Here is a 14,793-nt window from a genome sequence, read left to right on the forward strand (position 1 = left end):
GGTGTGTCAGTCGCTGAATATATTGACTGGCCCGCCGCTATCGAGAGCAAGCCTCCCCTCCCACAGGGTTTACAGTGTCAGGCAAATAGCGCACACACAAAAACGCCCGGCATAACCGGGCGTCTTGTATTGACTTGATTAACGAGCGCGGTAAGTGATGCGCCCTTTGCTCAAGTCATAGGGCGTCAGCTCGACGCGCACTTTGTCACCGGTAAGAATACGAATGTAATTCTTGCGCATCTTGCCGGAGATATGCGCGGTTACGACGTGCCCATTTTCCAACTCCACACGAAACATGGTGTTGGGCAGGGTGTCGACGACAGTGCCTTCCATTTCGAAGCTGTCTTCTTTCGACATGCAGTAAAGCCCTCGGTATCCAGTGAATGGCCCGGTGCAACTGCGCCAGGCAAAAGCGGCGTGCATTGTGCCCGAAAAAGGGTGTTCAAGCCAAGGGGTTCTAGTTAAGCGTTACCCATCTTTGATTAATCAGTAGCTCAATGGGCCGATATTGGGTCTTGTAGTTCATCTTTTTGCAGTTCTTGATCCAGTATCCGAGGTACACCGCTTCCAGTTCCAGGCGCAAGGCTTCGCCGATTTGCCAGAGAATGGCGAAGCGCCCGAGGCTGCGACGTTCTTCCATGGGTTCATAGAAGGTGTACACCGCCGACAGGCCATTGGGCAGCAGGTCGGTCACGGCGACCGCGAGCAGGCGCCCGTCGAGGCGGAATTCGTAGAAGCGGCAGAAGGGCAGGTCGCGCACCAGGAATGTCGAAAACTGATCGCGGCTGGGCGGAAACATGTCGCCGTCGGCATGACGCTGCTCGATGTAGCGCTGGTAAAGATCGAAATATTCTTCGCTGAAGTGTGGCTTGGTGGCGGTGACTGTCAGGTCGGCATTGCGCTTGAGGATGCGTTTCTGGTTGCGGTCCGGCAAAAACTGCGCGACCGGGATGCGTGCCGGTACACAGGCATTGCAGTTCTGGCAATGTGGCCGGTACAGGTGATCGCCGCTACGCCGAAAACCCATCTCTGAAAGGTCGGCATACACATGCACATCCATGGGCTGGCTGGGGTCGAGGAACAGCGTCGTTGCCTGCTCGTCGGGCAGATAGCTACAGGAGTGAGCTTGAGTGGCATAAAACTTCAAGCGCGCCAGCTCGGTCATGATCAACCCTCGGGATAAGCTTTGAAATAAGTGTAAGCCAGGTGCGAGGAAGTCGCCTAGGAAACCCACGGTCCAGAGCTGCGTTGGTCCAAATGCTTGCGCAGAAACTCAGCGAAATCACTGCGCGGTATGGCGCGGGCGCCAAGGCTGTGCAGGTGATCATTGGGCATCTGGCAGTCGATCAGCACAAAACCCCAGGCCTGGAGCTGACGGGTGAGTGTGGCAAAGCCGAATTTGGAGGCATTGTCGGCGCGGCTGAACATGGACTCGCCAAAAAATAGTTGGCCCATTGCCAGGCCGTACAGACCACCGACCAACTGCCCGTGATCCCAAACCTCCACCGAGTGCGCGTAGCCGCGCTGGTGCAGCTCCAGGTAGGCGTGCTGGATGCCTTCGGTGATCCACGTGCCGTCGGCATAGCTGCGCGGCGCGGCACACGCCTGGATGACGGCAGCGAAGTCCTGGTCGAATGTCACGGTATACCGCTGCTGGCGCAATAATTTGCCGAGGCTGCGCGAAACATGCAGTTCGTCGGGGAATATCACCGTGCGCGGGTCCGGAGACCACCAGAGAATGGGTTGGCCCTCTGAGAACCACGGAAAGCAGCCATGGCGATAGGCCTGGACCAGTCGTTCGGCCGACAGGTCGCCACCGGCGGCGAGCAAGCCATTGGGTTCGCGCATGGCCTTGGCCAGTGGCGGAAAAGTCAGCGAATCGCGTTGCAACCAGGTCAGCATGGTATCCAGGCTTATGGAAGGGGAGGGGAGTGGCAGGTCAGTCGCCTGCCGCAAGAGTGCTGATTATTGTCGACGCAGCGCTGTGGGGCCAGCCCGAATAGGGCATTGAGTGGGATTAGCGTGAGCGGGTGTTTCTGCAACTCTATGCCTGGGGCGCGGTCGTAATCGGGTCTGTGCCGTGGAGGCCATTGGCCAAGCTTGCCTGGTTTGCTAAATACAGCTCATAAGCCTTTGTCAGCAAAGGCAATGCATGCTCAAATTGAACAGGCTGTGACACTTCAATTGTCCAGGCCGCCGAGTGAAGGGCAAGGACGTGGCATCGCCGACGCAAACCCGTACAATGCGGCCATTATGGCGTGATCGTCATTTCGTCGATCCATCATCCGGTGTTAAAAAGTAGATTCAACGACGCTCGTTCATTTTTCATCTGCTCGGATTGGGCAGTATTTACAGTCATTCAATAGATGGACGCGCTAAAGGCGCAGGAAAAGACCCGTTTTGAAGAAATCCGCCGCAACACCTAAAGCAGCAGTCGTGCCGGCCTGGCGTCAGCACCTGCACTACCGACTCAAGGAAGGTGCGCTGATCGCCATTGGCGCGCTGTGCCTGTTCCTGATGATGGCCTTGCTCACCTATGGCAAGGACGATCCGGGCTGGAGCCACAACAGCAAGATCGAAGACGTACAGAACTTCGGCGGCCCCGCCGGTTCCTACAGCGCCGATATTCTGTTCATGGTGCTCGGCTACTTTGCCTACATCTTCCCGCTGCTGCTGGCGATCAAGACCTGGCAGATCTTCCGCCAGCGTCACGAACCGTGGCAGTGGAGCGGCTGGCTGTTCTCCTGGCGCCTGATCGGCCTGGTGTTCCTGGTGCTCTCCGGCGCGGCGCTGGCGCATATCCATTTCCACGCACCCACCGGCCTGCCGGCGGGCGCAGGCGGGGCGCTGGGCGAAAGCCTCGGTGACCTGGCGCGCAAGACCCTGAATATCCAGGGCAGCACCTTGATGTTTATCGCGCTGTTCCTGTTCGGCCTTACCGTGTTCACCGACCTGTCGTGGTTCAAGGTGATGGACGTGACCGGCAAGATCACGCTCGACCTGCTCGAACTGTTTCAGGGCGCCGCCAACCGCTGGTGGTCGGCCCGGGTTGATCGCAAGCGCATGGTCGCGCAACTGCGCGAGGTCGATACCCGTGTCAACGAAGTGGTGGCGCCGAGCACCCCGGACCGACGTGAGCAAGCCAAGGTCAAGGAACGCCTGATCGAACGCGAACAGGCCCTGAGCAAGCACATGTCGGACCGCGAGAAGCAGGTGCCGCCAGTGATTACGCCGGCGCCGGCCAAGGCGCCCGAGCCCAGTGCCCGCGTGCAGAAAGAGAAACAGGCGCCGTTGTTTGTCGACAGCGCCGTCGAAGGCACCTTGCCGCCGATCTCGATTCTCGACCCGGCCGAAAAGAAACAGCTCAACTATTCTCCGGAGTCGCTGGCGGCGGTAGGCCACCTGCTGGAAATCAAACTCAAGGAATTCGGCGTCGAAGTCACCGTGGATTCGATCCACCCAGGCCCGGTCATTACCCGTTACGAGATTCAGCCGGCCGCAGGCGTCAAGGTCAGCCGTATTTCCAACCTGGCGAAAGACCTGGCGCGTTCCCTGGCGGTGACCAGCGTTCGTGTGGTGGAAGTGATTCCCGGCAAGACCACCGTCGGTATCGAGATTCCCAACGAAGACCGCCAGATCGTGCGCTTCTCCGAAGTGCTGTCGACCCCGGAATACGACAACTTCAAATCGCCGGTCACCTTGGCGCTGGGTCATGACATCGGCGGCAAGCCGGTGATTACCGACCTGGCCAAAATGCCGCACTTGCTGGTTGCCGGTACGACGGGTTCCGGTAAGTCGGTGGGTGTGAACGCGATGATTCTGTCGATCCTGTTCAAGTCCGGCCCCGATGACGCCAAGCTGATCATGATCGACCCGAAGATGTTGGAACTGTCGATCTACGAAGGCATTCCGCACCTGTTGTGCCCGGTCGTGACCGACATGAAGGACGCCGCCAACGCGCTGCGCTGGAGCGTCGCCGAGATGGAGCGCCGCTACAAGCTGATGGCGAAGATGGGCGTGCGTAACCTGTCCGGCTTCAACGCCAAGGTCAAGGAAGCCCAGGATGCCGGCACACCGCTGACCGACCCGCTGTACAAGCGCGAAAGCATTCACGACGAAGCGCCGCTGCTGACCAAGCTGCCGACCATCGTGGTGGTGGTCGATGAGTTTGCCGACATGATGATGATCGTCGGCAAGAAGGTTGAAGAACTGATTGCCCGTATCGCCCAGAAGGCGCGTGCCGCCGGTATTCACTTGATTCTCGCCACCCAGCGTCCGTCGGTGGATGTCATCACGGGTCTGATCAAGGCCAACATCCCGACGCGGATGGCGTTCCAGGTGTCCAGCAAGATCGACTCGCGGACCATCATCGACCAGGGCGGCGCCGAGCAACTGCTTGGCCACGGTGACATGCTTTACATGCCGCCGGGCACCAGCCTGCCGATTCGTGTGCATGGCGCCTTTGTGTCCGATGACGAAGTACACCGCGTGGTGGAAGCGTGGAAGCTGCGCGGCGCACCGGAATACAACGACGATATCCTCGCGGGCGTTGAAGAAGCCGGCAGCGGCTTCGACGGCGGCAGTGGTGGTGGCGACGACGATGCCGAAACCGACGCGCTGTATGACGAAGCCGTGGCGTTCGTGCTCGAAAGTCGCCGCGCTTCGATCTCCGCAGTGCAGCGCAAACTGAAAATCGGCTACAACCGCGCCGCCCGCATGATCGAAGCCATGGAAAACGCTGGCGTTGTGACTGCTATGAACACCAACGGCTCGCGTGAAGTCATCGCCCCCGGGCAAATGCGCGACTGATCACATGCCGCGTGGCAGCACGCGGCTCGCCCTAACGACTCAATGAGGACTCCCATGCGTCTTATCCGCATGCTGTTGTTGCCGGCACTGGCCCTGACGGCTGTTTCGGCCCACGCCGACCCGGCCTCCGTAGCCAGCCTGAAGAACCTGTTGGACAAATCCCAGACCCTCACCGCGCGCTTCTCTCAGCTGACCCTGGACGCCGGTGGCACCCAGCTGCAGCAAACCGAGGGTGAAATGGCCGTGCAGCGCCCAGGGCTGTTCTACTGGCACACCGAAGGGAAGTCCGAGCAGACCATCGTTTCCGATGGCCAGAAAGTCACGCTGTGGGACCCGGACCTGGAGCAGGCGACCATCAAGAAGCTGGACCCGCGCCTGAACCAGACCCCGGCGCTGCTGCTCTCGGGCGACGTGTCGAAAATCAACGACAGCTTCGAGATCACCTCCAAGCAAACCAGCAACGTTATCGAGTTCACCCTCAAGCCGAAATCCAAGGACACGTTGTTTGACAGCCTGAACCTGTCGTTCGGCAACGGCGTGATCAACAACATGCGCCTGATCGACAGTGTCGGCCAGCGCACCGATATCCTGTTCTCCGGGGTCAAGGCCAACCAGCCGGTGCCGGCATCCAAGTTCAAGTTCGACATCCCCAAGGGTGCCGATGTGATCCAGGAATAACCTGCCTAGAGGTTTCAAACGCTGCCCATGGACCTGTTTCGAAGTGACCCGATTGCTCAGCCCCTGGCCGCACGCTTGCGTTCGACCAACCTGGATGAGTACGTCGGGCAAGAACACCTGCTCGCTCGCGGCAAGCCATTGCGCGAAGCCCTGGAGCAGGGTGCGCTGCACTCGATGATTTTCTGGGGGCCGCCGGGCGTGGGTAAAACCACCCTGGCACGCCTGCTGGCAAAGGTGTCGGATGCACACTTCGAAACGGTTTCTGCGGTGCTGGCCGGGGTCAAGGAGATCCGCCAGGCGGTGGAAGTCGCCAAGCAGCAGGCCGGGCAATATGGCAAGCGCACCATCCTGTTCGTCGATGAAGTGCACCGCTTCAACAAGTCCCAGCAGGATGCGTTTTTGCCGTATGTCGAAGACGGCACGCTGATTTTTATCGGCGCGACCACTGAAAACCCCTCGTTTGAACTCAATAACGCTTTGCTCTCACGGGCGCGCGTCTACGTGCTCAAGAGCCTGGACGAAGCGGCGATGCGAAAGCTGTTGCACCGCGCCTTGAGCGAAGACAAGGGCTTGGGCAAGCGTCAGCTCAGTCTCAGTGACGAAGGCTTCAAGATTCTGCTGAGCGCCGCCGATGGCGACGGCCGGCGTTTTCTCAATCTGTTGGAGAATGCCTCCGACCTCGCCGAAGACGGCAACGAGATCGGCGTCGACCTTCTGCAAAGTCTGCTCGGCGACACCCGCCGCCGCTTCGACAAGGGCGGTGAAGCCTTCTACGATCAGATCTCGGCGCTGCACAAATCCGTGCGCGGCTCCAACCCCGACGGCGCGCTGTACTGGTTTGCGCGGATGATCGACGGTGGTTGCGACCCGCTGTACCTGGCGCGCCGCGTGGTGCGCATGGCCAGCGAAGACATCGGCAACGCCGACCCGCGCGCGTTGAGCCTGTGCCTGGCCGCCTGGGAGGTGCAGGAACGCCTTGGCAGCCCGGAAGGCGAGTTGGCCGTTGCACAGGCCATTACGTATCTGGCCTGCGCGCCGAAAAGCAACGCGGTGTACATGGGCTTCAAATCGGCCCTGCGCGCCGCCGCCGAACATGGCTCGCTCGAAGTGCCGCTGCACCTGCGCAACGCACCGACCAAACTGATGAAACAACTGGGCTACGGTGATGAATATCGCTATGCCCATGACGAGCCGGACGCCTACGCGGCCGGCGAAGATTACTTCCCCGATGAGCTTGAGCCGCAGCCGTTCTACCAGCCGGTCCCTCGTGGTCTGGAGCTGAAGATCGGTGAAAAGCTCAATCACCTCGCCCAACTCGATCGCCTCAGCCCCAAACAGCGGAGAAAGTAGTGCTCAAGACGATTCTTGCCGTGTCCGTAGCCGGCATCGCTGGTACATTATTGCGTTTCGCCACCGGAACGTGGGTCAGCGCCAATTGGCCGAAGCATTTTTATGCGGCGACCCTGGCGGTCAACCTGGTGGGCTGCTTGATCATCGGGCTGTTGTACGGGTGGTTCCTGTTGCGCCCGGAAGTGCCGATTGAAATTCGGGCCGGCTTGATTGTCGGCTTTGTAGGCGGTCTGACGACCTTTTCATCCTTTTCACTGGATACGTTGCGCCTGCTGGAAAGCGGGCAGGCCCTGGTAGCCTTCGGTTACCTGGGCATCAGCGTGTTCGGCGGGCTGCTCGCCACTTGGGCTGGCCTGTCCTTGACCAAACTTTGATAAACGAGAGACCGACATGCTCGATTCCAAACTGTTACGTAGCAACCTTCAGGACGTAGCGGACCGCCTGGCATCCCGTGGCTTTGCCTTGGATGTTGCGCGCATCGAAGCGCTGGAAGAACAGCGCAAGACCGTCCAGACCCGCACCGAAGCACTGCAGGCTGAGCGGAATGCGCGTTCCAAATCCATCGGTCAGGCCAAGCAGCGCGGCGAAGACATTGCGCCGTTGATGGCGGACGTCGAGCGCATGGGCACCGAGCTGTCCGACGGCAAAGTCGAGCTGGAAGGCATTCAGAGCGAGCTGGATTCGATCCTGCTGGGCATTCCCAACCTGCCGCACGAGTCCGTGCCGATTGGCGAAGACGAAGACGGCAACGTCGAAGTGCGCCGTTGGGGCACACCCAAAGCCTTTGATTTCGAGATCAAGGACCATGTTGCCCTGGGCGAATTGACCGGTGGCCTGGATTTCGAAACTGCCGCCAAGATGTCCGGCGCGCGTTTTGCCTTGCTGCGCGGTCCGATTGCGCGCATGCACCGTGCCCTGGCGCAGTTCATGATCAACCTGCATACCGGCGAACACGGCTACGAAGAAGCCTACACCCCGTATCTGGTGCAGGCGCCGGCGCTGATGGGCACCAGCCAGTTGCCGAAATTCGAAGAAGACCTGTTCAAGATCAGCCGTGATGGCGAAGCTGATTTGTACCTGATCCCGACGGCCGAAGTGTCGCTGACCAATATTGTGGCCGGCGAGATCCTCGATGCCAAACAGCTGCCGATCAAGTTCGTCGCTCACAGCCCATGCTTTCGCAGTGAAGCTGGTGCGTCGGGCCGTGACACCCGCGGCATGATCCGCCAGCACCAGTTCGACAAGGTCGAGATGGTGCAAGTGGTTGAGCCGTCGACCTCCATGGAAGCCCTGGAAGGCCTGACTGCCAACGCCGAGCGCGTCCTGCAACTGCTTGAGCTGCCTTACCGCGTGCTGGCGCTGTGCACCGGCGACATGGGCTTCAGCGCCGTGAAGACCTACGACCTTGAAGTGTGGGTGCCGAGCCAGGACAAATACCGCGAAATTTCGTCGTGCTCCAACTGCGGTGATTTCCAGGCCCGTCGCATGCAGGCGCGTTTCCGTAACCCGGAAACCGGCAAGCCGGAACTGGTGCATACCCTCAACGGTTCGGGGCTGGCGGTGGGTCGCACCCTGGTAGCCGTGCTGGAAAACTACCAGCAGGCTGACGGTTCGATCCGTGTGCCTGAGGTGCTCAAGCCTTACATGGCGGGCGTTGAGGTCATCGGCTAAATGGAATTTCTGCCGCTGTTTCATAACCTGCGCGGCAGTCGTGTGTTGGTCGTCGGTGGCGGGGAGATTGCGTTGCGCAAATCCCGGCTGCTGGCCGACGCCGGTGCGTTGCTGCGGGTGGTTGCTCCCCAGATCGAAGACCAGTTGCGTGAATTGGTACTGGGCAGTGGCGGGGAACTGATTTTGCGCGGTTATCAGGAGCCCGACCTTGATGGTTGCGTGCTGATTATCGCGGCGACGGACGACGAGCCGCTGAACGCGCAAGTGTCCAGTGATGCCAAGCGTCGTTGTGTGCCGGTCAATGTGGTGGACGCGCCAGCCTTGTGCAGCGTGATCTTCCCGGCGATTGTCGACCGTTCACCGTTGGTGATTGCAGTGTCCAGCGGCGGCGATGCGCCGGTGCTGGCGCGCTTGATCCGGGCCAAGCTGGAAACCTGGATTCCGTCCACTTACGGCCAGTTGGCCGGGTTGGCGGCGCGCTTCCGTGCCCAGGTCAAAGGTTTGTACCCGGACGTTCAGCAGCGTCGTGCGTTTTGGGAAGAGGTTTTCCAGGGGCCGATCGCCGACCGACAGTTGGCCGGGCAGGGCGATGAAGCTGAGCGCTTGCTGATTGAAAAGGTCAACGGCGCGCCACCGTACGCGCCGGGCGAGGTTTATTTGGTGGGCGCAGGCCCGGGTGATCCGGACCTGCTGACCTTCCGCGCCCTGCGCCTGATGCAGCAAGCCGACGTGGTGCTGTATGACCGTCTGGTTGCTCCGGCGATTCTCGAACTGTGCCGCCGTGATGCCGAGCGCATTTACGTCGGCAAACGTCGCGCCGACCATGCCGTGCCGCAAGACCAGATCAACCAGCAATTGGTGGACCTGGCCAAGCAAGGCAAGCGCGTGCTGCGCCTCAAAGGTGGCGATCCGTTCATCTTTGGTCGTGGTGGCGAAGAGATCGAGGAGCTGGCGGCCCATGGCATTCCGTTCCAGGTAGTGCCGGGCATCACCGCCGCCAGTGGCTGCGCGGCTTATGCCGGGATTCCGCTGACGCACCGTGACTATGCCCAGTCGGTACGGTTTATCACCGGGCATTTGAAGAACGGGACGTCAGACCTGCCTTGGCAGGATCTGGTGGGGCCGTCGCAGACCCTGGTGTTCTACATGGGGTTGATTGGCTTGCCGATCATCTGCGAACAACTGATCAAGCACGGTCGCGCAGCGGATACCCCGGCGGCGTTGATCCAGCAGGGCACCACGTCCAATCAGCGCGTGTTTACCGGCACCCTGGCGGACTTGCCGCGCATGGTGGCGGAGCATGAAGTGCACGCGCCGACCTTGGTCATCGTCGGTGAAGTGGTGGTGTTGCGCGAGAAGCTCAAGTGGTTTGAGGGCGCGCAATCCCAGGTCTGATCCTTTAACGCATCGCAGGTAAGCCCGCTCCCACATTGGCCTGTGTGCACAGACCCAAATGTGGGAGGGGGCTTGCCCCCGATGAGGCCTTCAAACACAGCGACTGATTCGGATCAGCCCTGGACGCCTTTGCCACTTAGCCGCTTCCTGTCATGCCCGGCATCAAAGGTTTGCAACGGCCCTTTCGGCACAATCCCCGTCGGATTGATCGTCCGATGGCTCGCGTAGTAATGCCCCTTGATGTGCGCAAAATCCACCGTCTCGGCCACGCCCGGCCATTGGTACATCTCCCGCAGCCAGTTCGACAAGTTCGGATAATCGGCAATCCGCCGCAGGTTGCATTTGAAGTGGCTGTAATACACCGCATCAAAACGAATCAGCGTGGTGAACAGCCGCACATCGGCTTCGGTCAGGTATTCACCGGCCAGGTAACGGTGCGCGTCCAAGTGCCGCTCCAGGTGATCGAGCTCGGCAAACACATCATCAAATGCGCTTTCATAGGCCTTTTGCGAGGTGGCGAAGCCTGCGCGGTACACGCCATTGTTCATGGCCGGGTAGATGCGGTCGTTCAGCGCGTCGATGCTTGCACGTAGTGCTTCGGGGTAGAAGTCCAGCGTGTTGCCGGTCAGGTCGTTGAAGGCGCTGTTGAACATGCGGATGATTTCCGCGGATTCATTGCTCACGATGCGCTTGAGCTTTTTGTCCCAGAGCACCGGTACGGTGACGCGGCCGGTGTAGTCGGCAGTGTCCGCGGTGTAGCGCTGGTGCATGAATTCGAACCCATCGAGCCTGTCGCCGGTGGAGCCGTGGGCCTTGTCGAAGGTCCAGCCGTTTTCCAGCATCAGCCAACTGACCACGGAAACGTCAATCAGGCTTTCCAGGCCCTTGAGCTTGCGCAGGATCAAGGTGCGGTGGGCCCACGGGCAGGCGAGGGAAACATACAGATGATAGCGACCGGCTTCTGCCTGGAAGCCGCCTTCGCCGCTGGGGCCGGGCTCGCCGTTGGCTGTCACCCAGTGACGCCGTTGCGCCTGTTCGCGCTGGAAAGCGCCGTCTGCACTGCTTTCGTACCACTGGTCTTTCCAGTGTCCTTCGATCAGCAAACCCATGACTGGCTCCTTGGCTAATAAGCGTTGGAGCCCAGTCTAAAGGGATGAGTTCGAACTAAAAGCGCAAAGACTGCGGGGTAATGATCGATTAAATCGATTTGTCCCGCGCGTCCCAGTAATGCTGGGCCAGTTCAAAGGCCTGTTCCCGTGGGTGGCCGAGGCCGCGCAAGGCGAGGGCCATGGTGGCGATCAGGGCCAGTTGCGGGTAGCTGTCCTCGACATCGCCGCGCCACAGCGCTTTCAAATGCTCGGGCTCCAGGGTCGCGGGTTTGACGTGGCGCTGGTCGGAGAGGGCGGGCCACTCTTCGTCCCAGCTTTCGCCGCCGGTGGTGCCATAGAGGTGGCTCAAGGTGTCGGGGTTGATCTCGACCTCGCCACCATCGCCCTTGACCACAATCACGTTGTCACCGAGCAGGCCGCTGGCGTCACGGTGCACGCCCTGATAACCGGGGTGGAAAATACTTTGCAGGCCGCAACGTGCATTCAGCGGGTTGAGCAGACGCGCCAGGGAATGGATCGGCGAGCGCAGGCCCAGGGTGTTACGCAAATCAATCATGCGTTGCAGTTGCGGTGCCCAGTCACCCAGAGGCATAAACGCCAGGTTGCCGTGTTCGAACGCGCTTTCAACCTGCTGCCAATTACGGCACAACGGGATCTGCAGCCCGTCCAGCAATTGCTCGGTGTACAACCGGCCAGCGGTGTGAGCGCCGCCGCCGTGCATCAGGATGCGCACACCGTTCTGCGCCAGGCATTTGGCCGCCAGCAAATACCACGGCAGGTGGCGTTTTTTGCCGGCGTAGGTAGGCCAGTCGATATCAACGTTCAACGCCGGCGCATTCAGGCGTTCGCGCACCGCTTCGGTAAACCCGGCGAGTTCTTCCGGGCTTTCTTCCTTGTGCCGCAGCAACATCAGGAAGGCGCCGAGCTGGGTGTCTTCGACTTTTTCGTCGAGCAGCATGCCCATGGCCTCACGGGCTTCTTCGCGGGTGAGGTTGCGCGCGCCGCGCTTGCCTTTGCCCAGGATGCGCACGAACTGCGCAAACGGGTGTTCGGCAGGGGTTTGAAGGGGCAGCGGGGCAAAATCGGTCATAAGCAATTCGTCGGCCTGGGCAGGCCCGCCAGCTTGGCGGCGAGTTTGGCGGGAGTGCCGTTGAACAGTGTGTTGAGGTGCAGGCTATTGCCCTTTTCCGGGCCCAGTTTCAAGGCGGTGTACTTGATCAGTGGGCGCGTGGCGGGGGACAACTGAAACTCGGCGTAGAAACCCCGCAGCAGTTCGAGGATTTCCCAGTGGTCTGCCGTCAATTCCAGACGTTCGGCGGCGGCAAGGGCGTTGGCCACGTCGGTGGACCATTGATTCAGGTCGACGAGATAGCCGTCCTTGTCCAGTTCCAGGGTGCGCGAACCTACGGTCAAGGTGTTCATAGCCAGGTGTTGACCTTGTCGTAGTCGATCGACAACTGCACGAACCCTGGATAGTCCACGCTGTCGGCCCAGTCTGGCAGGGGCAGATTGCGCGCCTGCATGTCTTCGGCCAGCACAAAGACCTTCACGCCCTTGGTGTGCAGCGCTGCATCGTGCAGGCCGTAGGCGCCATCGCCGCACAGCAGGATCGCGTCTTCGGCGCCGCAAACGCGCAGGCAACTGGCGAGGCGGCTATCGGTGAATGGGGAGTGGGACACCACATGTAAAGTCGACATCAGAGGGTAATCACCTGGTCGTAACGGTCAATCAGTTGGGAAATCTGCTCGTTGCCCAAGGCCTGAGCACTGGCGGGTGGCGCGAGCCCGCGCGCGGCCAGGCTGTGGCTGCAGGCAAACACGTCATCGATCCCGAACAGGCCCAACGCCTGCAAGTTGGCGCTGAGGTCTTTTTGCTGCACGGCCTTGGCGTCCTGGTGTGGCGCCAGCTGAAACACGCCGTCATCCATAAACAGCAGGCCGATCGGCAGATCAAATGCGCCACCGGCCAGCACGATATCCAGCGCTTCACGCGCGCTCGGCCCGGACCACGGTGCCTGACGGCTGATTACCAATAAGGATTTGGACATCTCACGGCCCTCCAAAGCAGATCAGGCGGTCAGCGGCCTGGGCGGCGTCATGCAACTGCCCAAGGCCCGACAGCGCCCACGGCGCGTCGAGGTTCACAGCGCTGCGTTGATAGCGCGTGGCCTCTTCCTTGTTCAGCACGCCGCGGCGCAAGGCAGCGGCGATGCACACCACGCCGTCGAGCTGGTGCGCGCTGACAAACTCGCGCCATTGCCGGGCGATGTCTTGCTCATCCTGGGGCGCAACGATGTTAGTGGAGGCGCTGTACACCCCGTCCTGATAAAAAAACAGCCGCACAATCTCATGCCCACCGGCCAGCGCGGCCTGTGCGAACAGCAAGGCGCGGCGCGAGGAGGGCGCATGGGCGGCGGAAAACAACGCAATCGCAAACTTCATGGAACACTCTGCAAGCAAACGTAGGCCAATCATAAAGCCGCCGCCGCGAAAAAGCCCGCCGTGATCAAAACGGTCACTCGCGGTGATTGTTCTGACGATTGCCGCCAGGCGCAAGGCTGCCTACGCTGTGGGCATTCGAACCCCAAATGGAGTCGCCATGGCAGGTCCCTTGGCTTCGCTCAAAGTGCTGGATTTTTCCACCTTGCTGCCGGGTCCGTTCGCGTCCTTGATGCTGGCGGACATGGGCGCCGAGGTATTGCGCATCGAATCGCCCACGCGCATGGACCTCTTGCGGGTGTTGCCGCCGCATGATCAGGGGACATCGGCGAGCCATGCCTATCTCAATCGCAATAAACGCAGCCTGGCGCTGGATCTCAAGCAGGCCGAGGCCCTGGAGATCGTGCGCGAGTTGGTCAAAGACTACGACATCGTCCTTGAGCAATTCCGGCCTGGGGTGATGGAGCGTCTGGGCCTGGGTTATGAGGCGTTGAAGGCGATCAACCCGAAGCTGATTTATGTGTCGATTACCGGCTATGGCCAGACCGGCCCTTACAAAGACCGGGCCGGGCACGATATCAACTACCTGGCGCTGGCCGGTGTCGCCAGTTACACCGGTCGTCAAGACAGCGGGCCGCTGCCGCTCGGCGTGCAATTGGCGGATGTCGGCGGTGGTTCGCTGCACGCGGTAGTCGGTTTGCTCGCGGCGGTGATTGCCCGACAACAGACCGGGGTTGGCCAATACCTGGATGTGAGCATGACCGATTGCTCGTTCAGCCTGAACGCGATGGCCGGGGCAGGGTATCTGGCCTGTGGTGTGGAGCCGGGTTGGGAGACGCATGTGCTGAACGGCGGCAGCTTCTACGATTATTACCGCTCCCGCGATGGCCGCTGGATGTCGGTCGGCAGTCTGGAACCCGCGTTTATGCAGGCCTTGTGCGCGGGATTGGGGCGGCCGGAGTTGGCGGCCCACGGCCTGTCGCCCAAACCGGAACAGCAAAAAGCGCTGAAGCTGGGATTGCAGGTCGAGTTCGAGAAACGCAGCTTTGATGAGTTGTGCGAGCTATTTGCCGGGCTGGATGCATGTGTCGAGCCGGTACTGAGCTTGAGTGAGGCTGTGGAGCATCCGCAGTTGAAGGCGCGGCAACTGGTCAGCCAGGTGCCGCGCGGCGATGGCTCGACCCAGGCGCAAATCGCCTGTCCGTTGAAGTTTTCCGACGGGTTGCCGCAGCCTCGGCATATTGGCGCGGCTGTGGGGGCGCACAGTGATGAAGTGCTCGCCGAGTTAGGCTTCAGTGCTCAGCGGATCGACGCCTTGCGGCGGGCCAAGGTGGTTGGGTAGT

At 60.8% G+C, this 14,793-nt stretch carries 16 protein-coding genes; 7 read left to right on the forward strand and 9 right to left on the reverse strand.

Annotated elements, in window-relative coordinates:
• Nucleotides 1–138: 138 nt before the first annotated feature.
• The 3 genes from infA to aat form a co-directional block, all read right to left on the reverse strand.
• A complete protein-coding gene (infA, locus tag JFT85_RS27465; protein WP_002553999.1) occupies nucleotides 139–357 on the reverse strand; it encodes a translation initiation factor IF-1 in 219 nt (72 codons plus the stop codon).
• A 100-nt stretch (nucleotides 358–457) separates the two neighbouring features.
• Entirely contained in the window at nucleotides 458–1,165 is a 708-nt protein-coding gene (locus tag JFT85_RS27470) for an arginyltransferase (protein ID WP_053256827.1), read from the reverse strand.
• Between the two features lie 56 nt (nucleotides 1,166–1,221).
• Entirely contained in the window at nucleotides 1,222–1,902 is a 681-nt protein-coding gene (gene aat, locus JFT85_RS27475) for a leucyl/phenylalanyl-tRNA--protein transferase (protein WP_201230761.1), read from the reverse strand.
• Between the two features lie 498 nt (nucleotides 1,903–2,400).
• Between aat and JFT85_RS27480 the strand changes: the two genes are divergently transcribed.
• From JFT85_RS27480 to cysG, 6 genes are read left to right on the forward strand one after another with little or no spacing between them, the layout of a single operon-like run.
• On the forward strand, nucleotides 2,401–4,809 hold the full coding sequence (locus JFT85_RS27480; RefSeq protein ID WP_053256825.1) for a DNA translocase FtsK: 2,409 nt from the start codon (nucleotides 2,401–2,403) through the stop codon (nucleotides 4,807–4,809).
• Between the two features lie 54 nt (nucleotides 4,810–4,863).
• Entirely contained in the window at nucleotides 4,864–5,487 is a 624-nt protein-coding gene (gene lolA / locus JFT85_RS27485; protein ID WP_064452889.1) for an outer membrane lipoprotein chaperone LolA, read from the forward strand.
• Between the two features lie 27 nt (nucleotides 5,488–5,514).
• On the forward strand, nucleotides 5,515–6,837 hold the full coding sequence (locus tag JFT85_RS27490; protein WP_053256823.1) for a replication-associated recombination protein A: 1,323 nt from the start codon (nucleotides 5,515–5,517) through the stop codon (nucleotides 6,835–6,837).
• Entirely contained in the window at nucleotides 6,837–7,211 is a 375-nt protein-coding gene (crcB, locus tag JFT85_RS27495) for a fluoride efflux transporter CrcB (protein ID WP_034098661.1), read from the forward strand. The genes JFT85_RS27490 and crcB overlap by 1 nt, the downstream gene beginning before the upstream one ends.
• Nucleotides 7,212–7,227: 16 nt before the next feature.
• Nucleotides 7,228–8,508, forward strand: coding sequence for a serine--tRNA ligase (gene serS, locus JFT85_RS27500; RefSeq protein WP_053256822.1), 1,281 nt, complete (start codon nucleotides 7,228–7,230; stop codon nucleotides 8,506–8,508).
• On the forward strand, nucleotides 8,509–9,903 hold the full coding sequence (gene cysG / locus JFT85_RS27505; RefSeq protein WP_053256821.1) for a siroheme synthase CysG: 1,395 nt from the start codon (nucleotides 8,509–8,511) through the stop codon (nucleotides 9,901–9,903). It begins immediately after the preceding gene.
• Between the two features lie 113 nt (nucleotides 9,904–10,016).
• On the opposite strand, the gene JFT85_RS27510 is transcribed toward cysG, so the two are convergent.
• From JFT85_RS27510 to tusD, 6 genes are all read right to left on the reverse strand, one after another.
• Entirely contained in the window at nucleotides 10,017–11,012 is a 996-nt protein-coding gene (locus JFT85_RS27510; protein ID WP_201230762.1) for a glutathione S-transferase family protein, read from the reverse strand.
• A gap of 88 nt (nucleotides 11,013–11,100) precedes the next feature.
• Nucleotides 11,101–12,102, reverse strand: coding sequence for a glycosyl transferase family protein (locus tag JFT85_RS27515; protein ID WP_201230763.1), 1,002 nt, complete (start codon nucleotides 12,100–12,102; stop codon nucleotides 11,101–11,103).
• The gene (locus JFT85_RS27520; protein WP_053256818.1) at nucleotides 12,099–12,434 is read right to left on the reverse strand and encodes a TusE/DsrC/DsvC family sulfur relay protein; all 336 of its coding nucleotides are present in this window, start codon (nucleotides 12,432–12,434) and stop codon (nucleotides 12,099–12,101) included. The genes JFT85_RS27515 and JFT85_RS27520 overlap by 4 nt, the downstream gene beginning before the upstream one ends.
• Nucleotides 12,431–12,709 carry a sulfurtransferase complex subunit TusB gene (tusB, locus tag JFT85_RS27525; RefSeq protein ID WP_053256817.1) on the reverse strand — a complete coding sequence of 93 codons (279 nt, stop codon included), beginning with the start codon at nucleotides 12,707–12,709 and terminating at the stop codon, nucleotides 12,431–12,433. Before tusB ends, JFT85_RS27520 begins: the two co-directional genes overlap by 4 nt.
• Complete coding sequence (gene tusC, locus JFT85_RS27530) at nucleotides 12,709–13,059, reverse strand: sulfurtransferase complex subunit TusC (RefSeq protein WP_053256816.1); 351 nt, start codon at nucleotides 13,057–13,059, stop codon at nucleotides 12,709–12,711. Before tusC ends, tusB begins: the two co-directional genes overlap by 1 nt.
• 1 nt (nucleotide 13,060) lies before the next feature.
• Complete coding sequence (gene tusD, locus JFT85_RS27535) at nucleotides 13,061–13,453, reverse strand: sulfurtransferase complex subunit TusD (RefSeq protein WP_053256815.1); 393 nt, start codon at nucleotides 13,451–13,453, stop codon at nucleotides 13,061–13,063.
• 157 nt (nucleotides 13,454–13,610) lie between these two features.
• On the opposite strand from tusD, the gene JFT85_RS27540 reads away from it, so the two are divergent.
• A complete protein-coding gene (locus tag JFT85_RS27540) occupies nucleotides 13,611–14,792 on the forward strand; it encodes a CaiB/BaiF CoA transferase family protein (RefSeq protein WP_201230764.1) in 1,182 nt (393 codons plus the stop codon).
• Nucleotide 14,793: the final 1 nt, after the last annotated feature.

Source organism: Pseudomonas sp. TH04 (assembly GCF_016651355.1).
In the GTDB taxonomy this organism is placed as follows: domain Bacteria; phylum Pseudomonadota; class Gammaproteobacteria; order Pseudomonadales; family Pseudomonadaceae; genus Aquipseudomonas; species Aquipseudomonas fluorescens.